We start from the raw sequence: 23,072 nt of genomic DNA on the forward strand, positions 1-23,072 counted from the left end.
ATACGCGTCGGACTACGCGTTCACCGCGCGATTCCCTCCCCAGCCCGGCCGAGGAGGTCCCCTTGTGCGCCTGTCCCGCAGCCTGGCCCCAGTGACCGTGGCTCTCGCCCTCGTGCTGGCCCTGCCGTACGACGCCGTGTCCCACGCGCGCGTGCCCGGCGGTCACCAGCCGGCCCCGCAGCTGTTCGGCGCGTCGTGCCGGACGACCCTCCGCGGCTCCCACGTGGTGGCCTACTGCCACAACCCCTATGTGGACACCGACCGGGTACGGCTGCACATCGAGTGCGCCGAGTGGTGGGACATCGACACCGACGGCTCCCCGGTCGACACCGGGCCCGCGATGACCGTACGGCTCACCGGCCGCTGCTGGCAGGACGTCCGCTCGGTGTGGATCAGCCACCAGAAGGCGAGCTGAACCTGCCCGGACGGCACAGGTACGGGTAGCTGGCCGCCTCCTTGGCGGCCGCGTCCGCGTCGCCCGCGCGGATCGCGTCGACCAGGCGGGCATGGTCCATGTACGTCTCCGGCGTCAGCTCAGCGCCGACGTCCGCGCGCAGCCAGTCCCGCAGCACCTCGCCCAGGTCGGCGTACATCGCCGTCATCACGTCGTTGTGGGAGGCGGCCACCACGGCCAGGTGGAAGGTCGCGTCCGCCGTCACGAAGGCCTCCGCCTCGCCCGACTCCCAGGCCCGCTCGCGGTGCGCCAGAATCGCGTCGAGCTGCCTGAGGTCCTTCTCCGTGCGCCGGGCCGCGGCCAGCCGGGCCGCCGACGACTCCAGCGTGGAGCGCAGCTCGGCGATGTGCCGGGGGTCGGCCCCGGCGAACCGGCGGTGCATCACGCCGGCCAGCTCACTGGTCGCCACGACGTACGTGCCGGAGCCCTGGCGGATGTCCAGCAGGCCGTTGTGCGCCAGCGCGCGGACGGCCTCCCGGACGGTGTTGCGGGCCACCCCGAGCTGCTCGACCAGCTCCGGTTCGGTGGGGATGCGCGAGCCGACCGGCCACTCGCCGGAGGCGATCTGGTTCCGCAGCTCGGCGATGACCTGCTCGGACAGCGCCGAGCGGCGCGGGTGGCTCAGAGGCATGACACACCTTCGCACGCGAGGGCCGGGAGAGGACGGCGGGGTCCGCCGTGGTCCTGCGCCCGGGACTGGACAACCAATCATCCCATGATTCTATGATGGGCGGCATGGGAGCCGAGGGAACCACCACGACGACATCCGCGACAGCACGTCCGACGGAACCCGGCGGGGGCCCGGCGAACGGCACGCGCGCGTGGACGACACGGCTGTTCGTCGTCGGCATCCTGCTGGCCGCCGTCAACCTCCGGCCCGCCATCACCAGCCTCGGCGCGCTCCTGGAGGAGGTCCGCGACGGGCTCGGCATGAGCGGCAGCGTGGCCGGACTGCTCACCTCCGTACCGCCGCTCTGCTTCGCCGTCTTCGGCGTCATGGCCCCCCGCCTGGCCCGCCGCTTCGGCCCGCCGGCGGTGGTCTGCGCCGGCATGGTCGCCATCACGGCCGGTCTGCTGATACGGCCGTATGTCGGCGGCACCGCCGGATTCCTGGCCGGCAGCGCGCTCGCGCTCATGGGCATCGCGGTCAGCAACGTGCTGATGCCGGTCATCGTCAAGCGCTGGTTCCCCGACCGGGTCGGCTCCATGACCGGCCTGTACTCGATGGCCCTCGCCGCCGGCACCTCGATCGCCGCCGCGGTGACCGTGCCCGTGACCGACGCGCTGGGCGGCGGCTGGCAGTCCGGGCTGGCGGTATGGGCGGGGCCGGCGGCGGTGGCGGTGCTGCCGTGGCTTCCGCTGGTCCGGGACCGGGGACCGGCGCCGGAGCCCGTGGCCGAGGCACGCGCGCGTGCGGACCGGCAGCCGCCCGCCCTGCGGATCACCCGCAGCCGTACCGCCTGGGCGCTCGCCGTGTTCTTCGGGCTCCAGGCCACCGCCGCCTACATCACGATGGGCTGGATGGCGCAGATCTTCCGGGACGCGGGCGTGCCGGCGGGCACCGCCGGACTGCTGCTCGCCGTCACCATGGTGATGGGCGTACCGCTGGCCTTCGTCATCCCGCGCGTGGCCACCCGGCTGCCGCAGCAGGGCCCGATCGTGATCGCGCTCGGCGTCTGCGGCCTCGCCGGATACGCCGGCCTGTGGGCCGCACCCGCCGGCGGTGCCTGGGCCTGGGCCCTGCTGCTCGGCGTCTCCAACTGTGCCTTCCCGCTGGCCCTCACCATGGTCGGCATGCGGTCCCGGACCGGCGCGGGCGTCGTGCAGCTCTCCGCCTTCGCCCAGAGCGTCGGCTACCTCATCTCCATCCCGGGCCCGCTGCTGGTGGGCGTGCTCTACCAGCACAGCGGCGGCTGGGGCCTGCCGATCGCCCTCATGGCCGGTCTGATGATCCCGCAGATGGCCGTCGGCGTTCTGGCGGGCCGCGACCGCACGGTCGAGGACGAGGCGGCCGCAGCCGGCTGAGGCCGATCGGCTGTAGCTGGCCGACGCCGACGCCGACGCCGACGCCGACGCCGACGCCGACGCCGACGCCGACGCCGACGCCGACGCCGACGCCGACGCCGATACCGACGCCGATACCGACCGGCCGCGGCCGGCTGGCGCCTGCGTGGCGCGCCAGGACGCCGCCCCGGCCCTGTCGGCGTCCGGCCGCGTGGTGCATCCCGGCTGTGTGTCGCGTTCCGGCGGCGTGTCGTGGCACCCCGCCCGATCCGTCCCCTTCGAGGGGTGCCAGACTGGGCGCATGCCAGTGCTCGATCCGAACCCCCAGAACGGTCAGAAGAAGATGCTGATCGTCTTCGGCTCGTTCTTCGCCATCTTCATCGTCATCGCCGTCATCGCGACCCTCGCGTCACCCTGACCACGGCCCCGGCGGCCGATGGTGGGGCTAGCACCACCATCCCCTAGGGGGTGAGGGTCAGGGTCAAGTGGGTGGATCACCGGATGGGTTGACGGCCGCGGATTCCGTAACTTCGAGTTGTGGCCGCGAGAGGCGGTCACCGAAGCCCGGAGACCAGCGGAGGCGATCATGCCGGCCCGTACGCACACCCTGCCCCACCCCGCCACCCCGGGCAGCGTCGACGTCCGGCTGCCCTGGTGGGCCCTCGCCCTGCCCGCGCTCGCCTTCGTCGCCCTGCTGGTGCTGATACTGAACCCGGTGGACGCCCACGCGACCACCGGTGACCCGGCCGTCACCCATCTCGTCGAGCGGGTCCAGCAGATCGTCACGCGTTAGCACCACAGCCTCCCGACCGGGCGAAGCCGCATGTCAACTCCCTGCGCCCGATGGCCTGTTTCATGCGAAGCTGGGTGACATGAGCGTCGCAGAATCCCGCAGGATCGTCTTCTTCCGCCATGCGAAAGCCGACTGGCCACAGGTGACCGACCACGAGCGACCGCTCGCTGACCGGGGCCGAATGGACGCCGCCGTCGCCGGACGCAAGCTGGCGGACAGCGGTATCGCCTTCGACCTGGCCCTGTGCTCCACCTCCGTGCGCACCCACGAGACCTGGAAGCTCGCCGTCCATGAGCTCGCGCACCGGCCGAAAACAGTCTACGAGGAGCGGGTGTACGACGCCTCTCCGGGTGAGCTGATCGCCGTGCTCAACGAGGTGCCCGACGACGCGCAGGACGTTATCCTCATCGGCCACAACCCCGGCATGCACGGCGTGACCGAGATCCTGACCGGCAGCTCCGAGGGCGACGCCCGCGACCGGATGAACCGCCGGGGCTTTCCCGCCGCCGCCTTCGCCGTCCTGACCTTCGAGGGGTCCTGGAAGAGTCTGGAACCCGGCGCGGCCACGCTCGTGGACTACTGGGCGCCCTCCGACTGAGACCACCGCACGACCGCCGCCCTCCGGCACGGGCGGCAACGGACGGCAAGGGGCCCGGCACCGATCTCCTCGGTGCCGGGCCCCTCCCGACAGGACCGCAGGGCGGTTCAGCTCTCGTCGTGGGTGTCCGCCGCCTCGACCTCTTCACGGGTGACGCCCAGCAGGTACAGGACCGTGTCCAGGAAGGGGAAGTTCACCGCCGTGTGCGCGGCCTCGCGGACGACCGGTTTGGCGTTGAAGGCGACACCGAGACCGGCCGCGTTCAGCATGTCCAGGTCGTTGGCGCCGTCGCCGATGGCCACCGTCTGCGACAGCGGTACACCCGCCTCGGCGGCGAACCGGCGCAGCAGCCGCGCCTTGCCCGCACGGTCCACGATCTCGCCGGTCACCCGGCCGGTGAGCTTCCCGTCGACGATCTCCAGCGTGTTGGCCTGGGCGAAGTCCAGCCCCAGCCGTTCCTGGAGATCGTCGGTGACCTGGGTGAATCCGCCCGAGACGACGCCGACTTGGTAGCCGAGCCGCTTCAGCGTGCGGATCAGGGTCCGGGCGCCCGGCGTCAGCCGCACCTCGGAGCGCACCTTCTGCACGACCGACTCGTCCAGCCCCTTCAGCAGGGCCACGCGTGCGTGCAGCGACTGCTCGAAGTCCAGCTCCCCGCGCATCGCGGCCGCCGTCACCTCGGCGACCTCGTCCTCGCAGCCGGCGTGCGCGGCGAAGAGTTCGATCACCTCGTCCTGGATGAGCGTCGAGTCCACGTCCATGACCACCAGGCGCTGGGCCCGCCGGTGCAGGCCGGCGGCGACGACCGCGATATCCACGCCGAGTTCCGCCGCCTCCGAGACCAGGGCGGTGCGCAGCACCTCGGTCTCCACACCGGACACCGCGAACTCCACTGCCGTCACCGGGTACTTGGCGAGCCGGAAGATACGGTCGATGTTGCCGCCCGCCTTGGCGATCCGGGCGGCGATGGCGGCCGTCGACTCGGCGGTCAGGGGGTGACCGAGGACGGTGACCAGGGAGCGGCCGAGTCCGCGCGGGCGGTTGTCGCCGTGGCCGGAGATGATCTCCGCCTGCATCTTCACGGACTCGGCCCAGCTGTGCACGGTCGCCCTGAGGTCGCCCTCAAGCCCCGCCGCGGGCGGCGTCACGAGCGCACACAGCACCAGACGGCCTCGCGTGACGACCTGCTCGATGTCGACCACGTCGACCATGTACGCGGCAAGGGTGTCGAAGAGGCCGGCCGTGATGCCCGGCCTGTCCTTGCCGAAGATCTTGACGAGGAGAGTGGGGACCTCGGAGGTCTGAGGATCGCTCATGGTGTAACCACCGTAACCGGCACGCAGTGCCTGCGGCGCAGGTGGTCCGCCTGACGGACACGGAACAATAAGTGTCGGATCGGTGTCGGAGGCCTTGCTTCCGTACAACGCGCGAACGTGCGTGCGATGTCGGCGACCAGGAAGGAGACACTCCCTGGCCGCGCCTTCACGCACAGTTCAGTGCCGCTCCACGCACGGTCCGGACGACACCGGCCGCGCCGCGGTGCCCCGCCCCGACGGGCGACCTCACCGACGGGGCCGCTTGGGTGGCGGCGGCGGAGGAGGCGGAGGCGGTGGCGGGGGAGGCGGAGGCGGAGGTGGAGGGCCCGCGGCCGGACCGTCCGGACCGGCCGGGGTCCTTCGGCCGCGCCTCGAGGAGCGAGGCGGCGGGTCGATGGGCCGGGCCATGGTGGGAGCGCCGTACACATCGCCGGCACCGGGCGGCACGTCGGAGGAGTCGCCGCCGCTACCGTGCCGCCACTCCTCCGCCGACCGTCGGCCGTCGGGGGACCGGCCGTCCGCCGGGGACGACGCGCCCGACGGCGACCGATGGCCCGGACCACCCGCCGGCGCCACCGGCCCCCCACTTCCGCCCGGCCCCGGACTCGCGTACGGCCCCGGACTCGCGTACGGCCCCGGACTTGCGTACGGCCCCGCCGAATCCCACGACTCCCGCGCACCCCCCGGCCGCGCGCCCCGCTCGTCAGCGGGCCCGGAGCCCTGCGGTTCCTGCGGCGTGCCGGGCCAGGATGCCCCTCCGTCGTACGGCCCCGGGCCCCGCCGTTCCCCCGGCCTCTCGGGCCGGGCCTCCCGGTTGGCGCCCCCTTGCTCGCGTAGCTCGTCCGGTACCCGGAGGTAGGGGTTCGTGTGCGGATTCGGCGGGCGGTGCGGGGTCACCGGTGCGTAAGGCCCCGCCGCCCCGTCGCCTCCGGCCCGTCCCGGCGTTCCAGGCCCCGGGTACGCCGGCCCGCTGCCCGCGTCAGCGGCTCCCGCGTCACCCAGTGCCAGTCGTGCCGTGCGGGTGCCGGCTGCGCCGGTTGCCCATGCCAGCAGGGCCCCCGCAGCCCCCGCCGCCGCACCCCAGACCGCGCCGAGGAGCAGGGCCATGCCCAGCTGCCCGTGCAGTTCGATGCCGGCGCCGAAGGCATCGAAGCCCAGCACCGACAGCGAGGCGTCCACGGACACGTCCGTCAGCCAGGCCAGCAACGGCAGCGTGAGCGCGGTCGCGATCCCCAGCCGCACCGCACACCGCCCGGCGAACCCGAGCGCGCCCGGACGCGCGCCCCGCCCGTCCGTGCCGCCGTCCGTGCCGCCGGCGTCACCGCGTGAGCCCCACCCGCCCCCGCCGTCCGCGTCACCGCGTGAGCCCCGTGGCACACCCGTCGCTCCACCCCCACCGGTACCCCCACCGGCACCCGCCCCGGCCCCACGGCCGGCCACCGGCGTCCGGACCGCCGTGAACACCCCGGCCAGCAGCATCAGCAGGGCCGCGGCGATGCCCAGCAGCCACACCCGTCCGTCCAGGTCGGCCAGCCGGCCCAGCGTCACCGACTGGTCGGACGGCGAGTTCAGGAGGTCGTCCAGGGGGTGCGGCAGGAACATGGTGAGGATGCCCGTCGCCCTGCCGTCGAACGGCACGAAGAGGCCGATCGGGATGCCGAGCCAGACGCCGTTCGGGGCGCCGAGCAGCGCCGCGCCCATGATCCGGGCCGGGTGCGGGTCGCCGACCGCCGCGAAGGCCGCCGCCGCCCAGCCGGCCGCGACCGCCACCAGCAGGACCGTCACCAGCGCCGAGACCGCCGGCCGTACCACCCGGTGCACCGCCTCCCAGCCGCGTGGCAGCGGAGTGCGGCGCGAGGCCAGCAGGGCGATCAGCAGGACGCCGACCGACCAGCCGAGGCCGCCGAGCAGGGTCGCCGCCGTGTCCACGCTGAAGCCGACCGCCGCGTTCGCGTGCACGAGGTCGCCGAGGCGGTCCGGCAGCAGGCCCCCGACATCCCCGATGCCGGGGATCTTGAGACCGCCCCCTCCGCCGCCGGTGCCCGGCAGCTTGTCCAGCCCCAGCGCACCGCCGTCGATGGTCACGACCGAGTGCCCGGCCCAGGCCAGTCCGCCCAGCGTCGCCACGAACAGCACCACCACCGAGCCCGCGCGGGCGAGCAGTTCGGCCGGTGCGATCACAACTCCGGCCGTGCGCAGGGACCGTAAGAAGAACCAGGACAGCAGGAGGGCTCCTACCAGGCTCACACCCAATGGCGTGATCTCGATGGCCGTGGTGGCCTCCGCCCCTTTCAGACCGAATGCAGACAGATCTCCGTTCGGCGTGACCGAACCACCCGCCCCGAGTGCCACAACCGCCGCGGTCATCGGGCCCAGCGAGCCCGCCGCGTCGGCCTGCAGCAGGTGCAGACCCAGCGCCGCCGTACCCGCCATGCCGATCAACGCCCAGCTCACCGCGGCGATCGCGGACAGCAGGATGTCACCCCACGGCAGCCGCGCGCCGTGCCTCGTGTTCTCGACTCCCGTGCCGGACGTGCCAGAACCCATGGCTGACCCCCCGATCCGCGGACGCGCCGGGCCGCTCCGCCGCGCTTGTCCCCCTCGCGTGGATTACCACTCTCCGGCCCGGTTTCAACCCCGTCAACGGAAAGAGTTGACGCGCTCGTGGGAGGCTTCCACAAGGCCCGGCTTTCGGTCAGAGGGCCGAGCCTGAAATAGTTCCCGACGATGTTCGACATCCCTAGACTCCCTGTGATGGGGGTAACTCGGGGGACTACTCATGGGGCTTGGAGTGCCGGAACTCGTACTGGAATCAAACGGACGCACCTGGACGCTAGACCCGTCCAGGTCCTACACCCTCGGACGCGATCCGCAGGGGGACCTCGTGTTCGACGACGCCAGGGTCTCCTGGCGGCACGCCACGATCAGCTTCGACGGCCGCAGTTGGGTCATCGAGGACCACGGCAGTACCAACGGCACCTTCGTGCGGAGCCAGCGGGTCCAGCGGACGGAGATCGGCCCGGGCTCGGCCGTACACCTCGGCAACGCGAACGACGGACCGCGTCTGGGCCTGTCCGGCACCGCGGCCGCCGTCGCCCAACCGCAGCCCCAGCAGCAGCCGTTCGCGGCGCAGGGCGCGGGTGGCGCCGGCTGGTCCCAGCCGCCGGCCGCGCAGCCGGCGGCTCCGCAACAGGACTGGCAGCAGGCCCCGTCGGTGATCCCGCAGCAGCAGGGCACCCCGGCCATGGCCTCCGGCGGTGGCGCGGGGGCGCCGCCGGTCTACGGCGACCGCAGCCCGACCACGTTCCACCAGTTCTCCATCGGCCGCGTGATGCGCATCGGCCGTGCCCTGGAGAACGAGCTGGTCGTGTCCGACCTGCAGGTCTCGCGGCACCACGCCGAGTTCCACTCGGCACCCGGCGGCCGCATGGAGATCCGCGACCTGGGCTCGCACAACGGCACGTACGTCAACGGTATGCCGATCGCCAAGGGCGGCAGTGCGCTGCTCGACGCGGACGACATCGTGGGCGTCGGCCACTCCACCTTCCGGATCGTCGGCGACCGGCTGGAGGAGTTCGTCGACACCGGTGAAGTCTCCTTCTCCGCTCGGCACTTGACCGTCACGGTCGACGGCGGCAAGCAGATCCTCAAGGACGTCTCCTTCGGTGTCCCGGAGAAGTCCGTGATCGCGGTCATCGGCCCGTCGGGATCCGGCAAGTCGACCCTGCTCAAGGCGCTCACCGGCTACCGCCCGGCCAACGAGGGCGAGGTGCTGTACGACAACCGCAACCTCTACAAGCAGTTCGCCGAGCTGCGCCAGCGCATCGGTCTGGTCCCGCAGGACGACATCCTGCACAAGGAGCTGACCGTCAAGAAGGCCCTCAAGTACGCGGCCAAGCTGCGCTTCCCGGCGGACACCACGGCCGCCGAGCGCGAGGCCCGCATCGACGAGGTGCTGCGCGAGCTGAAGCTCGACATCCACAAGGAGAAGAAGGTCACCTCCCTCTCCGGTGGCCAGCGCAAGCGCGTGTCGGTGGCCCTGGAGCTGCTCACCAAGCCGTCACTGATCTTCCTCGACGAGCCCACCTCGGGTCTCGACCCGGGCATGGACCGCGATGTGATGCAGCTGCTGCGCGGTCTCGCCGACGACGGTCGCACCGTCCTCGTCGTCACCCACTCGGTGGCCGAGCTGGCCTTGTGCGACAAGCTTCTGGTGATGGCGCCGGGCGGTGCGGTCGCCTACTTCGGTCCGCCCGAGGAGGCGCTGAACTTCTTCGGCTACGACACCTGGGCCGACGTCTTCTCCGCCTTCGAGAACTACCGCGACTACGACTGGGCGGGCCGCTGGAAGGGCTCGCAGCACTACCAGATGTACGCCGCGGACATCGACGCCATTGCCCCGCAGTACGTACAGATGCCTGCGATGCAGGCGATGAAGCCACCGAAGCCGCAGGGCTGGATGAGCCAGTTCGGCACGCTGGTGCGCCGCTACATCTCGGTCATCGCTTCCGACAAGGGCTTCCTGATCCTGACGGTGGTGCTGCCGCTCGTCCTCGGCTCGGTGAGCCTGCTCATCGACGCGGGCAAGGACCTGCTGGTCAACACGGAGATCAATCCGGCGACCCGGCAGCCCGTCCCGAACGGCACGGCCACCACGGTCCTGCTGATCCTCGCGGTCGGCGCCTGCTTCGCCGGCGCCGCCAACTCCGTCCGTGAGCTGATCAAGGAACGGGTCATCTACGAGCGGGAGCGCGCGACCGGCCTGTCCCGCTCCGCCTACCTGATGTCCAAGGTCTTCGTGCTCGGCATCGTCACGGTCCTGCAGGGCCTGCTGGTCGGCGTCATCGGCTTCGCCAGCCGGACGATCCCGGACGAGGGTGTGGTCTTCGGCCATCTCACGCTCGTGGAGCTCTGCCTGCCGGTCATGGCGCTGGGCTTCACCTCGATGATGTTCGGCCTGGTCATGTCCGCGCTGGTGAAGACCTCCGAGAAGACCATGCCGCTGCTGGTCATGTTCGCGATCATCCAGGTCGTCTTCACCGGCTGCCTGTTCGCCCTGAACGGCGCGATCGGCGTCAACCAGTTCTCGTACCTGATGCCGTCGCGGTGGGCGGTCGCCGCCGCGGGCGCCACCCTGGACTTCAACGGGATCAGCCCACCCGGCAAGGGCAAGCCCAACGACCCGTTGTGGGAGCACACGGCGGGCGCCTGGACCCTGGACATGATCGCCCTGATCGCCCTGGGTGTGGTCTGCGCCTTCTTCGTGGCCCACTTCCTGCGCCGCCACGAGCCCGAGGTCATGCGCAAGTAGTCGCCCGTACGACGCCGAAGGGCGGCGCCCCGCAGTGGGGTGCCGCCCTTCGGCGTGTGCGTGCAGAGGTCCGCGCAGGCCTCAGTACGCGCTGTTGACGTTGTCGATCGAGCCGTACCGGTTGGCCGCGTAGTTGGCGGCGGCGGTGATGTTGGCCACCGGGTCGTAGATGTTCCAGGACGTGCCGTTGACGTGGTACGTGGAGAAGGTCGGCGGGATGACCTGGAGCAGGCCCTTGGACGGGATGCCGTTGATGGCGTTGATGTCCCAGTTGTTGATGGCGTTCGGGTTGCCGGAGGACTCCCGCATGATGTTGCGGTGCAGGCCGTTGTAGGAGCCCGGGATGCCCTTGGCCTGCATGATGTCGAGGGCCTGGCGGATCCAGCCGTCGAGGGTGTTCGAGTAGGTCTTCGCGGCGACCTGCTGGATCTGCGGGCGCTGCGCGGACCGGCTCGCGGCCTGCTTGGCGGCGTGCTTCACGTGGGCGGCGTGGGCGGCCTGCTTGGCGGCGGCCTCGACGTGCTTCACGTGGGCGGCGTGCGCGGCCTTGACCTTGGCGGTGTGGGCCGCGTGGGCCTTCTTCACGTGCGCCGTGTGGGCCGCGTGCGCCGCCTGGACCTTCTTGACGTGGGCCACGTGCAGGGCGTGGGCCTGCTTCACGTGGGCCATGTGCAGGGTGTGGGGCGTGGCCGCCTTCTTCTTGGCGGCGATCGCCTCGACCTTGACGCTCTGGAGTGCGAGCTGGTCGGTGACCGCGCCCTTGACGTCCTTGATCTGCTCCGTGCCGTAGGCCACCTGGGCCGCGGCCCGGGGGGACCCGGTCGCGACGGTCTCCGCGCTGCTGGGCACGGCGGAGAAGGCGAGGGCGGCGGCGCCGAGCGTGGCGACACCGGCGAGCGCGATCTTGTGATGCTTGGTCAGCGTGGGACTGTGGGAGTGCTTGGGCATGGCGGTGGACCTCTTCGGATAGCGCGGAGGTCGCTCGTTGTCCGTGGGGGAGACCGGCTCCTCCTGCACGAACACCGAGGGGGGAACCCGCGGTGCCGAGCGACGGGAGCCATTGTTAGCGGCCGCAAAATGCCCTGGCAAAGGTGTGACGTACGATCCCCGGTAGTAGAGCCCGGAAGGGCAAAACGGGACAGACTAGGCAGTCTGCCCCGTTCACCGAGGGACCCTTTATCTCCTATGTCCGTTCGTACGTGATGTGCGCCCTATGTGCGGCCTCACATCGGCCGCACACGAATCTCACCGGGAGTTGCTGACGCAATGCTCTGTGTGAGGCTCCTCCTCCGGGAGGATGAGGTGCACGTCCCCGAACTCGTGCCACAGGTAGAGCCCGCGCAGCGCCTCCTCGTAGCTGCGGTCGACGGCGACCCGTCCCGCGACCGCCTCCAGCATCAGCAGATGCGAGGCCTCCGGCTCGTGCAGCCCGGTCAGCAGCCCGTCCACCACCCGCACCCCGCGCTCGGGCGTCACGACGAGCTCCGTCCACCCCTCGGCCGCCCGCACCACCCCGTCGGCGCCCGCGGCCGACTCCACGGCCCGCACGGCGGTCGTCCCGACGGCGACGACCCGCCTGCCACCCGCCCTGGCCGCGTTGATCAGCCGCGCCGACGCCTCCGGCACGGCGAACCGTTCCGCGTACGGCGGCTCGTGCGCCTCCGCCGACGACACCCCCGTGTGCAGCGTGATCGGCGCGAACTGCACACCCCGGCTCACCAGCTCCGCCACCAGCCGCGCGGTGAAGGGCCGCGCCGCACTCGGCATCTCCGCACTCCCCCTCCCGCCGGGGGCGGGCAGCGCGAACACCGTCTGGTACACGGACAACGGCTGGTCCCGCTCCGTATAGGAGTAACGAATGGGCCGCCCGTGCTCCCGCAGCATCCCCGGCACGTCCCCCGAGGCCCGCGCCCACCACAGCCGCTCGCCGCGCGCACTCAGCGGCTCGGCCAGGACCAGCCGCCCGCCCCCGGGCAGCCGCACCTCGCTCCCCGCGGATGCGCCCGCACGCGCGCGTGTCGTTCCCCCGCCGTCCGGCTCCCGCAGCTCGACCGCCCACCGGCCGTCGTCCCCGCGCGTGGAGAAGTGCACCACCACGCGCGCGTGCCCGATCCGCCCGTCCACGGCGGCCGCCAGCGTCGGTGAGGTGTTCACCACCAGCAGGTCCCCGGCCCGCAGCAGCACCGGCAGCTCGGCGAAGGCGTGATGCGACACCGCCGTGCCGCGCGACACCAGCAGCCGTACGGCATCCCGCTCCAGCCCCGGCCCGCGCTGCTCGGCCGGCACCCGCGCGGACAGCTCCTCCGGCACCCGCAAGGCGGTCGTCATCGTCCCTCCACCAGAGCCGGCGCCCCGTACCGGCCGCTCGCCGGCCGCTCGTCGAGCAACCGCAGGAACGCCGGTACGACGCTCCGGGGCTCCGGCCGCGGATCGTCGTCGTCCGGTACCGCCGCCGCGTACAGGCCGGTCGCCATGTCCCCGGGATCCACCGCCCACACCCGTAGCCCCGGCTCCTCCACGCCGAGCACGGCCGCCAGCTGGTCCAGGGCCGCCTTCGAGGCGCCGTAGCCGCCCCACGTCTCGTACGCCTCCGCGCCCGCGTCCGAGCTGACCGCGATCACCGCCCCCGCCGCCGACTCCCGCAGCAGCGGCAGCGCCTCCTGGACCAGGCCCAGCGCGGCCACCACATTCACCTCCAGCGCCCGGCGCAGCCCCGCCAGGGGCAGCCGGCCGAGGCGCACCAGCGGCTCGGCACCCAGCGCGCTGGCATTGCTCACCAGCAGGTCCAGCCCGCCCAGCCGACGTGCGGCGGCCACCAGCTCGGCCCGGTGCCCGGCGTCCGTGACATCGCCGGGCAGCGCCGCCACCCGCGTCCCGGACCCCGCGACGGCCTCCGCCGCCTCCTTCAGCGCTTCCGCACCCCTGGCGTCCAGCACCAGGTCCCAGCCGCGCGCGGCCAGCGCCTCCGCCAGCGCCCGCCCCAGCCCCTTCGACGCCCCCGTGATGATCGCTACCGGCATGACAACCGTCCCCTCGGCTCCGTCCGCCTCCGTCGGCGGTGACCTCAACCTAGGAACCGCACCGCCCCGGCCGCCTCGGACGCGGGCCGCAATCCCGCGGGGCCCTTCGGACTACGCCGCCGGTCCGGGTCTGCGCCCTAGGACCCGGGTCCTACGGCCATCGGCCCGGGCCCCGCCACCATCGACCGATCCGCGCTGTCACACCCCGCCGGTACCGTGAGGGCATGAGTCAAGGTCCCCGGTCCGGCCTCGCCGCGGTCAGCTCCGCGCTGCTGGCCATGAGCAGGCACCTGGAGGTGCGCGACGTCCTCAAGACGATCGTCGCCTCCGCCCGTGAGCTGCTCGACGCGCAGTACGCGGCGCTCGGGGTCCCCGACGACCACGGCGGCTTCGCCCAGTTCGTCGTCGACGGCGTCACCGACGCCCAGTGGAAGGCCATCGGCCCGCTCCCGCGCCAGCACGGCATCCTCGCCGCGATGCTCCACGAGGCGAAGGTCGAGCGGCTGGCCGACGTCCGCAAGGACCCCCGCTTCGAGGGCTGGCCGTCGGCCCACCCCGAGATGTCCGACTTCCTGGGCCTGCCGATCCGGGACGGCGACGAGATCATCGGCGCGTTGTTCCTGGCCAACAAGAACTGTGAGAAACCCGAGGGTGGCTGCGGCTTCACCGCCGAGGACGAGGAACTGCTCTCCATCCTCGCCCAGCACGCCGCGATCGCCCTCACCAATGCCCGCCTCTACGAGCGCAGCCGCGAGCTGACCATCGCCGAGGAGCGCTCCCGGCTCGCCCACGAGCTGCACGACGCGGTGAGCCAGAAACTGTTCTCCCTGCGCCTGACCGCCCAGGCCGCCGCCGCCCTGGTCGACCGCGACCCCTCCCGCGCCAAGGGCGAGTTGCAGCAGGTGGCCGCACTCGCCGCCGAGGCCACCGACGAACTGCGTGCGGCCGTCGTGGAGCTGCGCCCCGCCGCCCTCGACGAGGACGGCCTGATCGCCACCCTCCGCACCCAGGTCCAGGTCCTCGACCGCGCCCACGGCGCGCGCGTGACCTTCGCCGCCAGCGGCTTCCGCGCCCTGCCGGCCGCCCAGGAGGAGGCACTGCTCCGAGTGGCCCAGGAAGCCCTGCACAACGCCCTGCGGCACTCCGGTGCCGAGCACGTCGACGTGACCGTGAACCGGCGCGGCAGTGGGGCCGTGCTGCGGGTCGCGGACGACGGCAGCGGCTTCGACCCGCACCTCACCCGCAGTGCCGGACGCCACCTCGGCCTGGTCTCCATGCGGGACCGGACGAGCGGGGTCGGCGGCACGCTGACCGTGCAATCGGCGCCCGGCAAGGGCACCACGATCGAGATGGAGGTCCCCGGTGGCTGACGCGATCAGGGTCCTGCTCGTGGACGACCACCAGGTCGTCCGCCGGGGCCTGCGTACCTTCCTGGAGGTCCAGGACGACATAGAGGTCGTCGGTGAGGCCGCCGACGGCGCCGAAGGGGTCGAGCGCGCCCAGGAGCTGAGCCCCGACGTCGTCCTCATGGACGTCAAGATGCCCGGCATGGACGGCGTGGAGGCCCTGCGCAAACTCCGCGAACTCAACAACCCCGCGCGCGTGCTCATCGTCACCAGCTTCACCGAGCAGCGCACGGTGGTCCCGGCCCTGCGCGCCGGCGCCGCCGGGTACGTCTACAAGGACGTCGATCCCGACGCGCTCGCCACCGCCATCCGCTCGGTGTACGCCGGACACGTCCTGCTCCAGCCCGAGGTGGCCGGTGCCCTGCTCTCCCAGGAGGAGGCAAACTCCGGCCAGGGCAGGGGCGGTTCGCTCACCGAGCGGGAGCGCGAGGTGCTCGGGCTGATCGCCGACGGCCGCTCCAACCGCGAGATAGCCCGCGCCCTGGTGCTCTCCGAGAAGACCGTCAAGACGCACGTCTCGAACATCCTGATGAAACTCGACCTCGCCGACCGCACCCAGGCCGCCCTGTGGGCCGTACGCCATGGCGTGACCGGCTGAAACGTCCTCCGTAACGCTTCACCGACGGCAACATGGAGGGTCGCCTTCCGGGCTGAGATTCATACCGTCGTGGGAATGTCACCCGGACGGCGCATCCTCTCCCGGCCACCGGCGTTCTTCAGTGCGTGCCGCGGCGATCGCCGCGGTGATCGCCAAGGAGGGCTCAAGAAGTGAAGAACCTGAAGAAGGCAGCGGCCGTGACGATGGTGGCCGGCGGGATCATGGCCGCGGGCGCGGGGATGGCCTCCGCCCACACCGGCGGCTCGCACGCCGACGGCCAGGCCCAGGGCTCTCCGGGCGTCGTCTCGGGCAACGTCATCCAGGCCCCGGTGCACATCCCGGTCAACGCCGTCGGCAACAGCGTCAACGTCATCGGCGTGCTGAACCCCGCCTTCGGCAACCTCGGCCTCAACCACTGAGACCGCGCCGCACAGCGGCATCGACCTCCGGCCTTCCGGGCGCCCCCGGAAGGCCGGTCGGCTTTTACGCCCAACGACTCCTACGTCCAATGATCCGAACGGGCAGTCACGGTTCGGTCCCCCGTACCACCCAGGACCTCTCCGGCGTTGATCAGCGCACGGCCCACGGCCGGGTCGGACCCGCACACGCAGGAGGAACCCTTCCCATGAACATCGCCAAGAAGGCCGCCGTCGCCCTCACCGTCGCCGGTATCGCGGCGGGCGCCTCCGCGGGTTCCGCCGCCGCCGACGCGGTTGCCGACGGCGACGCTGTCGCCTCCCCGGGCGTCGCTTCCGGCCTGGTCGCCCAGATCCCCCTCAACGTCCCGGTCAACGCCGGCGGTCTCTCCGCCAACGTGGCCGGCCTCCTGAACCCCGCGTTCGGCAACACCGCGGTCAACAAGTAGGACTGGCACCACGTCGAGGGCTACGCCGTCCGGCGTAGCCCTCGGGCGTCCTAGAGCCCCCGCTCGCGCTCCTCCACCACCGAGTTGTACGCCGCCACCTGCGCCCGCCGGGCCGTTCGCTCCACCGGCCGCAGGGCCAGCGACCGCGACGCCATCTCCGACGCGCTCACCGCACCCCCGTGCCCGTTCTCGTAGGCCAGCGAGATCAGCAACCCGACCCGCTGCGCCAGCTCGAGGACCCGCACCGCCCGAGGGGGATACCCGGGAGCCAGTACCTCCCGCCCCCGCTCGGCCCGCGCCCGGTACGCGTCGATCGCCGCCTCCGCCACCGGGCCCGACCCGGCCACATCCAGCTTCGACAGCATCTCGGTCGCGTCCCTGAGCGCCTCCGCCAGCTCCCGCTCGGCCTCGCCCAGCGAGGGCACGTCCGCAGGCTGCGCCTCCCGCACCGGCAGCACATGCCACACCACCTCGACATGCACATCACCGGCGGGACCGGCCTCGTACACCTCCGGCACCAGCCCGAACGCGGCGCCGTAACAGACCACGGCCTCCTCGGCCTCCAGGGCCCGCGCGTTGAACTCCGGCGGACCGCTCAGCCCCAGCGGATGCCCCGACGCCGGCAGCGCGACCCGCAGCCCGGTCGCCCCCAGCGACCGCAGCCGCCCCAGCGCCAGTGTGAGCCCGACCGGAGCGGACTCCCCGGGCAGCCCCTCCACGCGATGCACCGCGTCCTCGCCGACGATGGCGAGCACGGCGTCATCCGGAGAAACAAGTCCGGCCAATAGGGCATTTCCCCAAGCGGCGAGGCGTCCTGAACGCGGTTCCGAAAGCATGCCTCCACCCTAAGGACCGGACCGATGGAATGGAGCGCCGCACTCGTGGCGTAGATTTCATAAGGGTTGCGCCCACCGGCGCCACCGCCCGAGCCACAGGCGTACGCGCCCGCCGAGACCGGCCACACTGCAAGGGGAGACAACGCGCTCATGAGCGATGTTCTGGAGCTTCAGGACGTATCCGTGGTCCGGGAGGGCCGGGCTCTGGTGGACCAGGTCTCCTGGTCGGTGAAGGAGGGCGAGCGCTGGGTCATCCTCGGCCCCAACGGCGCCGGCAAGACCACCCTCCTGAACATCGCCTCCAGCTACCTCTTCCCCAGCAAGGGCACCGCCACCATCCTCGGCGACACCCTCGGCAAGGTCGACGTCTTCGACCTGCGCCCCCGCATCGGCGTGGCCGGCATCGCCATGGCCGAGAAGCTCCCCAAGAGCCAGACCGTCCTGGAGACCGTGCTCACCGCCGCCTACGGCATGACCGCCCACTGGCAGGAGGAGTACGACGAGGTCGACGAGCAGCGCGCCCGCGCCTTCCTCGACCGCCTCGGCATGACCGACTACGTGGACCGGAAGTTCGGCACCCTCTCCGAGGGCGAGCGCAAGCGCACCCTGATCGCCCGCGCCCTGATGACCGACCCCGAGCTGCTGCTGCTCGACGAGCCCGCCGCCGGTCTCGACCTCGGCGGCCGCGAGGACCTGGTCCGCCGCCTCGGCCGGCTCGCCCGCGACCCGATCGCCCCCTCCATGATCATGGTCACCCACCATGTCGAGGAGATCGCCCCCGGCTTCACCCACGTTCTGATGATCCGCCAGGGCAAGGTCCTCACCGCCGGCCCCCTGGAGCTCGAACTCTCCTCACGCAACCTCTCCCTCTGCTTCGGCCTCCCGCTCGTCGTCGAACAGCTCGGCGACCGCTGGACGGCCCACGGACTCCCCCTGTCCTGACGGGCCCTGACGGACGTTCCGCCCCGGGGAAGCGCCCTGTCGGGGTCGGCACCCGCGGCCCTACCATGACAATGTGAACAGCATCGACGCATGGGTGTGGTGGCTCGTCGGCGCGGCGGCGCTCGGAATCCCGCTCGTGGTGACCGCGATGCCGGAATTCGGCATGTTCGCGGTCGGTGCGCTGGCCGCCGCGGCCACCGCCGGACTCGGCGCGGGCGTCGTGATCCAGGTACTCGTCTTCGTCGTCGTCTCCGTCGCCCTGATCGCCGTCGTACGGCCCATCGCGGCCAGGCACGCCGCCCAGCGACCCCAACTCGCCACGGGCATAGACGCGTTGAAGGGCAAGCAGGCCGTCGTACTGGAACGCGTCGACGGCTCCGGCGGACGGATCAAGCTGGCCGGCGAGGTCTGGTCGGCACGCTCGCTCGACACCGGGCGTGCCTACGAAGCCGGAGAGGAAGTGGATGTCGTGGAGATCGAGGGCGCCACGGCCATCGTCATCTGACCTCGTACGACGCAACTCGGCGGAAGGACTCCCGAGTTGGGCGAGGGTCTGTCAGACTCGTCCAGCAAGATCTTCAACAACCATAAGATCTGCCGAGCGCCGTGGCGGAGAAGGGTACGGGGAGCGACGATGGAACCGGTCATCATCGTCCTGGTCATTCTGGTGGTGTTGGTCTTCATCGCCTTGATCAAGACGATCCAAGTCATCCCACAGGCAAGCGCCGCCATCGTCGAGCGCTTCGGCCGCTACACGCGGACCCTGAACGCGGGCCTGAACATCGTGGTTCCGTTCATCGACACCATCCGCAACCGCATCGACCTGCGTGAACAGGTCGTACCGTTCCCGCCCCAGCCGGTGATCACCCAGGACAACCTGGTCGTGAACATCGACACGGTCATCTACTACCAGGTCACCGACGCGCGAGCGGCAACCTACGAAGTCGCCAGCTACATCCAGGCCATCGAGCAGCTCACGGTCACCACGCTCCGCAACATCATCGGCGGCATGGACCTGGAACGCACCCTGACCTCCCGCGAGGAGATCAACGCGGCCCTGCGCGGCGTCCTCGACGAGGCCACCGGCAAGTGGGGCATCCGCGTCAACCGCGTCGAACTCAAGGCGATCGAGCCGCCGACCTCCATCCAGGACTCGATGGAGAAGCAGATGCGCGCCGACCGTGACAAGCGCGCCGCGATCCTCACCGCGGAAGGTACGCGGCAGGCCGCGATCCTCACCGCCGAAGGCGAGAAGCAGTCCCAGATCCTGCGCGCCGAGGGTGAGGCCAAGGCGGCCGCCCTGCGCGCCGAGGGTGAGGCCCAGGCGGTCCGCACGGTCTTCGAGGCGATCCACGCCGGCGACCCGGACCAGAAGCTCCTCTCCTACCAGTACCTCCAGATGCTCCCGAAGATCGCCGAGGGCGACGCCAACAAGCTCTGGATCGTCCCCAGCGAGATCGGCGACGCCCTCAAGGGCCTGTCCGGCGCGATGGGCAACTTCGGCAACCTGGGCGGCGGTTCGGGCGGCGGCGGCAACAGCGTCCCCGCCCAGGAACGCCGCGAGAAGCCGAACATCGACTAGGGCCCTCCATAAGCAAACGTTCCCCGCGCCCACCTCTTTAGGGGCGCGGGGAACTGCGCGAACAGCCACGAACGACCAGAGGCCGCCCGCCGGACTCAGCCAGGCAGACGACTAGGCCGCAACATCTCCGGACAGCCACTCAGGAAGCGCCGCCAAGTCCTCGGCCCCCATCGCCAGCAGCATCGCATCCTGCGGCGAAGGCTCGAACGGCTTCCGAAGCAACGGCATCCCCGCCTGCTCAGGCGTCCGAGCCGCCTTGCGGTGATTGTCCTCCGCGCACGAGGCCACCGTGTTCAGCCAAGAGTCCTGACCGCCCTGGGCCCGCGGCACCACGTGGTCGACGGTCGTCGCCCGCCGCCCGCAGTACGCACACCGGTGCCGGTCCCTGACCAGCACTCCGCGCCGCGACCAGGGCGCCTGTCTCCGGAACGGCACCCGTACATACCTGCAGAGCCTGATCACCCGAGGCGCAGGTATGTCCACATCGGCACCGCGCATGCGCAGTTCGGGGTGGGCCTGCTCGACGACGGCCTTGTCCTGGAGCACCAGGACGACGGCTCGATTCAAAGTCACCGTAGACAGCGGCTCGAAGCTCGCGTTCAGCACCAGCGTGTCACGCATCCAGCCCACCTCCCATGTGCACCGTGCCCACCCCCGGCGGGCTTGGATCAACTCTGGACGGGCGCGCCGAGATGGACAACGCAATAAAAACTGCCCGCCCCTGATCACTTCCAAGACCAGGGACGGGCAAACGTTCAATGAACGCTTGGCTGATTTCGCGTGGTGCGTCAGCCCTTCTCGGGGTTCTCGTACTCGCCGATCAACTGGGCACGGGCGATCGCGTGGAACCGCAGATTGAACCCGACGACGGCAGGCGACACATCGGCGTCCGGGCCGAGCTTCTCCTGGTCCACCGCGTACACCGTGAAGACGTACCGGTGCGGCCCGTCCCCGGGCGGCGGCGCGGCACCGCCGAAGTCCTTCGACCCGTAGTCGTTGCGCACCTGCACGGCGCCCTCGGGCAGGCCCTCGAATTTGCCGCTGCCCGCACCCGCCGGCAGCTCGGTCACGGAGGCCGGAATGTCGAACACGGACCAGTGCCAGAACCCGCTCCCTGTCGGGGCGTCCGGGTCGTAGCAGGTCACGGCGAAGCTCTTGGTCCCGGCCGGGAAGCCCTCCCACCGCAGCTGCGGTGAGGTGTTGCCCTTCGCGTAGACCTGAGCGTCCTTGAGCGTCGCCCCTTCCTCGACGTCCTCGCTCGTCACCGTGAACGCCGGGACGGGCGGGTGGAAGTCATGGGGGAGCGGCCGCCGCTTGAGCTCGGTCACCTCGGTACCTCCTGATCGATACTGATCGCTTACGGAAGCCGTAACGGACTCCGTGGTTCCCGAGCCTAGAACCAGTTGCGCTTGCTGCCGACCTCGGACAGCCACTGGTTGAGATAAGCCGCCCAGTCGGTCCCGTGGAAGTCCTGCAGACCCACCTGGAACGAGCGGAAGGTGTCGCTGCCCTCGCTGAACAGTCCCGGCTTCTTGTCCATTTCGAGGATGACGTCCATGGCGTGCGCGTCCGCCACGAAGCTCAGCTCGACCTGGTGCAGACCCCGGTACTGGGACGGCGGGTGGAACTCGACCTCCTGGTAGAACGGCAGCGTCTGCCGGGTCCCCCGGATGTGACCGCGCTCCAGGTCCGCGTTCTTGAAGCGGAAGCCCAGCTGGATGAAGGCGTCCAGGATCGCCTTCTGCGCCGGCAGCGGGTGCACGTTGATCGGGTCCAGGTCACCGGAGTCGACGGCACGCGCGATCTCCAGCTCGGTGGTCACTCCGATGTGCATCCCGCGCAGCGCCTGCCCGTCGATCATCGTGACCGGCGTCTCCCACGGAATCTCCAGCCCGAACGGCACCGCGTGCACGGCCCCGGCCTGAAGCTCGAAGGCACCGCCGAGCCGCGCCTTGCCGAAGTCGATGTTCTGCTTGTACTCCTCGTCGCCGCTCTCCACCTCGACCCGCGCCTGGAGACCCACGGACAGCCCCTGGATCTCCTGGTTCACCGAGCCGCCCTGGATCCGCACCTCGCCCTGGACGACACCGCCCGGCACGACGTTGACCTCGGTGAGCACCGTCTCGACGGAAGCCCCACCGGCCCCCAGGCTCGCGAGCAGCTTCTTGAACCCCATGACTCTCCCTTTACGTACGGACCCTTGATCCCTAGAAACGCGATCCGGCCGCGACCGGTTCCGGCCCACACCCTGGCAAGGAGACGAATCCTTGACCACCCCTTGGCGCGCCCGGCCTGGACTAGGCTCGGACGCCATGATCGCGCCCCCGGACCGTACGCCACTCCCCAGGGACTTCTTCGACCGCCCTGTCCTGGAGGTCGCCCCCGACCTCCTCGGCCGCGTCCTCCTCCGTACTACCCCGGACGGTCCGATCGCCCTGCGCCTCACAGAGGTGGAGGCGTACGACGGCCCGAACGACCCCGGGTCGCACGCCTATCGCAGCCGCACACCCCGCAACGAGGTGATGTTCGGTCCACCCGGACACGTGTACGTCTACTTCACCTATGGCATGTGGTTCTGCATGAACCTCGTCTGCGGCCCAGAGGGTAGGGCCAGCGCGGTCCTGCTCCGCGCCGGCGAGATCGTCGAGGGCGCCGACCTCGCACGCAAACGTCGACTTTCGGCCCGATATGACAGAGAACTGGCCAAAGGCCCGGCCCGCCTGGCCACCGCCCTGGGTGTCGACCGGGCCCTGGACGGTACGGACGCGTGCACCGCCGGCGAGACGCCGCTGCGCATGCTGACCGGCACTCCCGTACCCCCCGACCAGGTGCGGAACGGTCCGCGCACCGGAGTCGCCGGCGAGGGAGGCAATGGCGAGGTCCATCCCTGGCGTTACTGGATTGCGAATGACCCGACGGTCAGCCCCTATCGGGCCCATGTACCCCGGCGCCGCTCAAGTTGACGCGTCCCTGGAAGGTGCGTAACGTAGCCCGAGCCGCTTGAACCGGGTACGGCGTTCGCCAGCAGCCGGAAGCGGCCACCCACTACTACGACTTCCCTTAACGGGGTCGAATTCGTCATGTCCGCATGCCCGAATTCGAACTCACGACACTCGATTATGAGTCTCGCAGGGAATCGGCTAACGTAGTGAATGTCGAAAGGCCGACAGGCGAAAGTCGGAAAGCCCCAGACAATCCCGCCGACCGGGAATCGGACGCCGAAAGGATCTGATAGAGTCGGAAACGCAAGACCGAAGGGAAGCCCGGAGGAAAGCCCGAGAGGGTGAGTACAAAGGAAGCGACCGTTCCTTGAGAACTCAACAGCGTGCCAAAAGTCAACGCCAGAT

24 protein-coding genes are annotated in these 23,072 nt (G+C 71.0%); 14 read left to right on the top strand and 10 right to left on the bottom strand.

What is annotated here, in order from left to right:
• The first annotated feature begins 64 nt into the window (after positions 1 to 64).
• Complete coding sequence (locus ACFWXC_RS33070; protein ID WP_384484334.1) at positions 65 to 415, top strand: hypothetical protein; 351 nt, start codon at positions 65 to 67, stop codon at positions 413 to 415.
• Here ACFWXC_RS33070 and ACFWXC_RS33075 read toward each other — a convergent pair.
• The gene (locus ACFWXC_RS33075) at positions 393 to 1,085 is read right to left on the bottom strand and encodes a FadR/GntR family transcriptional regulator (RefSeq protein WP_384484336.1); all 693 of its coding nucleotides are present in this window, start codon (positions 1,083 to 1,085) and stop codon (positions 393 to 395) included. The two genes, ACFWXC_RS33070 and ACFWXC_RS33075, sit on opposite strands and share 23 nt — an antisense overlap.
• Before the next feature lie 92 nt (positions 1,086 to 1,177).
• Between ACFWXC_RS33075 and ACFWXC_RS33080 the strand changes: the two genes are divergently transcribed.
• The 4 genes from ACFWXC_RS33080 to ACFWXC_RS33095 all read left to right on the top strand — a co-directional run bounded on the left by ACFWXC_RS33080 (position 1,178) and on the right by ACFWXC_RS33095 (position 3,849).
• Positions 1,178 to 2,479: a CynX/NimT family MFS transporter gene (locus tag ACFWXC_RS33080; protein ID WP_384484338.1), complete on the top strand. Its 1,302-nt coding sequence runs from the start codon at positions 1,178 to 1,180 to the stop codon at positions 2,477 to 2,479.
• A 280-nt stretch (positions 2,480 to 2,759) separates the two neighbouring features.
• Entirely contained in the window at positions 2,760 to 2,876 is a 117-nt protein-coding gene (locus ACFWXC_RS33085) for an SGM_5486 family transporter-associated protein (RefSeq protein ID WP_089107830.1), read from the top strand.
• A gap of 168 nt (positions 2,877 to 3,044) precedes the next feature.
• Positions 3,045 to 3,251: a hypothetical protein gene (locus tag ACFWXC_RS33090; protein ID WP_351694597.1), complete on the top strand. Its 207-nt coding sequence runs from the start codon at positions 3,045 to 3,047 to the stop codon at positions 3,249 to 3,251.
• Positions 3,252 to 3,330: 79 nt separating this feature from the next.
• On the top strand, positions 3,331 to 3,849 hold the full coding sequence (locus ACFWXC_RS33095; RefSeq protein ID WP_384484340.1) for a SixA phosphatase family protein: 519 nt from the start codon (positions 3,331 to 3,333) through the stop codon (positions 3,847 to 3,849).
• A gap of 107 nt (positions 3,850 to 3,956) precedes the next feature.
• On the opposite strand, the gene serB is transcribed toward ACFWXC_RS33095, so the two are convergent.
• Positions 3,957 to 5,165, bottom strand: coding sequence for a phosphoserine phosphatase SerB (gene serB, locus ACFWXC_RS33100; protein WP_384484342.1), 1,209 nt, complete (start codon positions 5,163 to 5,165; stop codon positions 3,957 to 3,959).
• Between the two features lie 246 nt (positions 5,166 to 5,411).
• Positions 5,412 to 7,712, bottom strand: a complete 2,301-nt coding sequence (locus tag ACFWXC_RS33105) for a streptophobe family protein (RefSeq protein ID WP_384484344.1) — start codon at positions 7,710 to 7,712, stop codon at positions 5,412 to 5,414.
• A 244-nt stretch (positions 7,713 to 7,956) separates the two neighbouring features.
• Here ACFWXC_RS33105 and ACFWXC_RS33110 point away from each other — a divergent pair, with 244 nt between their 5' ends.
• Complete coding sequence (locus ACFWXC_RS33110) at positions 7,957 to 10,476, top strand: FHA domain-containing protein (protein ID WP_384484380.1); 2,520 nt, start codon at positions 7,957 to 7,959, stop codon at positions 10,474 to 10,476.
• Between the two features lie 81 nt (positions 10,477 to 10,557).
• Here ACFWXC_RS33110 and ACFWXC_RS33115 read toward each other — a convergent pair whose 3' ends face one another.
• The 3 genes from ACFWXC_RS33115 to ACFWXC_RS33125 form a co-directional block, all read right to left on the bottom strand.
• Positions 10,558 to 11,424, bottom strand: coding sequence for a transglycosylase SLT domain-containing protein (locus ACFWXC_RS33115; protein WP_384484346.1), 867 nt, complete (start codon positions 11,422 to 11,424; stop codon positions 10,558 to 10,560).
• A gap of 297 nt (positions 11,425 to 11,721) precedes the next feature.
• Positions 11,722 to 12,804 (bottom strand): S-adenosylmethionine:tRNA ribosyltransferase-isomerase, encoded by a 1,083-nt coding sequence (locus ACFWXC_RS33120; protein ID WP_384484348.1) that lies wholly within the window; start codon positions 12,802 to 12,804, stop codon positions 11,722 to 11,724.
• Complete coding sequence (locus tag ACFWXC_RS33125; protein ID WP_384484350.1) at positions 12,801 to 13,496, bottom strand: SDR family NAD(P)-dependent oxidoreductase; 696 nt, start codon at positions 13,494 to 13,496, stop codon at positions 12,801 to 12,803. Before ACFWXC_RS33125 ends, ACFWXC_RS33120 begins: the two co-directional genes overlap by 4 nt.
• Positions 13,497 to 13,720: 224 nt before the next feature.
• Between ACFWXC_RS33125 and ACFWXC_RS33130 the strand changes: the two genes are divergently transcribed.
• The 4 genes from ACFWXC_RS33130 (at position 13,721) to ACFWXC_RS33145 (ending at position 16,365) form a co-directional block, all read left to right on the top strand.
• Positions 13,721 to 14,866 carry a GAF domain-containing sensor histidine kinase gene (locus tag ACFWXC_RS33130; protein ID WP_384484352.1) on the top strand — a complete coding sequence of 382 codons (1,146 nt, stop codon included), beginning with the start codon at positions 13,721 to 13,723 and terminating at the stop codon, positions 14,864 to 14,866.
• On the top strand, positions 14,859 to 15,500 hold the full coding sequence (locus ACFWXC_RS33135) for a response regulator (RefSeq protein WP_384484354.1): 642 nt from the start codon (positions 14,859 to 14,861) through the stop codon (positions 15,498 to 15,500). The genes ACFWXC_RS33130 and ACFWXC_RS33135 overlap by 8 nt, the downstream gene beginning before the upstream one ends.
• Positions 15,501 to 15,670: 170 nt before the next feature.
• Positions 15,671 to 15,919 carry a chaplin gene (locus tag ACFWXC_RS33140; protein WP_351694577.1) on the top strand — a complete coding sequence of 83 codons (249 nt, stop codon included), beginning with the start codon at positions 15,671 to 15,673 and terminating at the stop codon, positions 15,917 to 15,919.
• 206 nt (positions 15,920 to 16,125) lie between these two features.
• Positions 16,126 to 16,365: a chaplin gene (locus tag ACFWXC_RS33145; RefSeq protein WP_384484356.1), complete on the top strand. Its 240-nt coding sequence runs from the start codon at positions 16,126 to 16,128 to the stop codon at positions 16,363 to 16,365.
• Positions 16,366 to 16,415: 50 nt separating this feature from the next.
• On the opposite strand, the gene ACFWXC_RS33150 is transcribed toward ACFWXC_RS33145, so the two are convergent.
• Complete coding sequence (locus ACFWXC_RS33150; protein WP_384484358.1) at positions 16,416 to 17,201, bottom strand: hypothetical protein; 786 nt, start codon at positions 17,199 to 17,201, stop codon at positions 16,416 to 16,418.
• Positions 17,202 to 17,351: 150 nt separating this feature from the next.
• Here ACFWXC_RS33150 and ACFWXC_RS33155 point away from each other — a divergent pair, with 150 nt between their 5' ends.
• From ACFWXC_RS33155 to ACFWXC_RS33165, 3 genes are all read left to right on the top strand, one after another.
• Entirely contained in the window at positions 17,352 to 18,143 is a 792-nt protein-coding gene (locus ACFWXC_RS33155) for an ABC transporter ATP-binding protein (RefSeq protein ID WP_384484360.1), read from the top strand.
• Between the two features lie 73 nt (positions 18,144 to 18,216).
• Complete coding sequence (locus ACFWXC_RS33160) at positions 18,217 to 18,648, top strand: NfeD family protein (protein WP_362568513.1); 432 nt, start codon at positions 18,217 to 18,219, stop codon at positions 18,646 to 18,648.
• Between the two features lie 129 nt (positions 18,649 to 18,777).
• Complete coding sequence (locus ACFWXC_RS33165) at positions 18,778 to 19,725, top strand: SPFH domain-containing protein (RefSeq protein WP_384484363.1); 948 nt, start codon at positions 18,778 to 18,780, stop codon at positions 19,723 to 19,725.
• 111 nt (positions 19,726 to 19,836) lie between these two features.
• Here the strand turns inward: ACFWXC_RS33165 and ACFWXC_RS33170 are convergent, their stop codons facing one another.
• From ACFWXC_RS33170 to ACFWXC_RS33180, 3 genes are all read right to left on the bottom strand, one after another.
• Positions 19,837 to 20,346, bottom strand: coding sequence for an HNH endonuclease (locus tag ACFWXC_RS33170; protein WP_384484364.1), 510 nt, complete (start codon positions 20,344 to 20,346; stop codon positions 19,837 to 19,839).
• A gap of 167 nt (positions 20,347 to 20,513) precedes the next feature.
• Positions 20,514 to 21,053 carry a YbhB/YbcL family Raf kinase inhibitor-like protein gene (locus tag ACFWXC_RS33175; RefSeq protein WP_384484366.1) on the bottom strand — a complete coding sequence of 180 codons (540 nt, stop codon included), beginning with the start codon at positions 21,051 to 21,053 and terminating at the stop codon, positions 20,514 to 20,516.
• 65 nt (positions 21,054 to 21,118) lie between these two features.
• Complete coding sequence (locus ACFWXC_RS33180; RefSeq protein WP_384484368.1) at positions 21,119 to 21,901, bottom strand: sporulation protein; 783 nt, start codon at positions 21,899 to 21,901, stop codon at positions 21,119 to 21,121.
• Positions 21,902 to 22,037: 136 nt separating this feature from the next.
• Here ACFWXC_RS33180 and ACFWXC_RS33185 point away from each other — a divergent pair, with 136 nt between their 5' ends.
• Entirely contained in the window at positions 22,038 to 22,688 is a 651-nt protein-coding gene (locus ACFWXC_RS33185) for a DNA-3-methyladenine glycosylase (protein WP_384484370.1), read from the top strand.
• The last annotated feature ends 384 nt before the right edge of the window (positions 22,689 to 23,072 follow it).

It is taken from the genome of Streptomyces sp. NPDC058683 (assembly GCF_042716195.1).
Classification (GTDB): Bacteria; Actinomycetota; Actinomycetes; order Streptomycetales; family Streptomycetaceae; genus Streptomyces.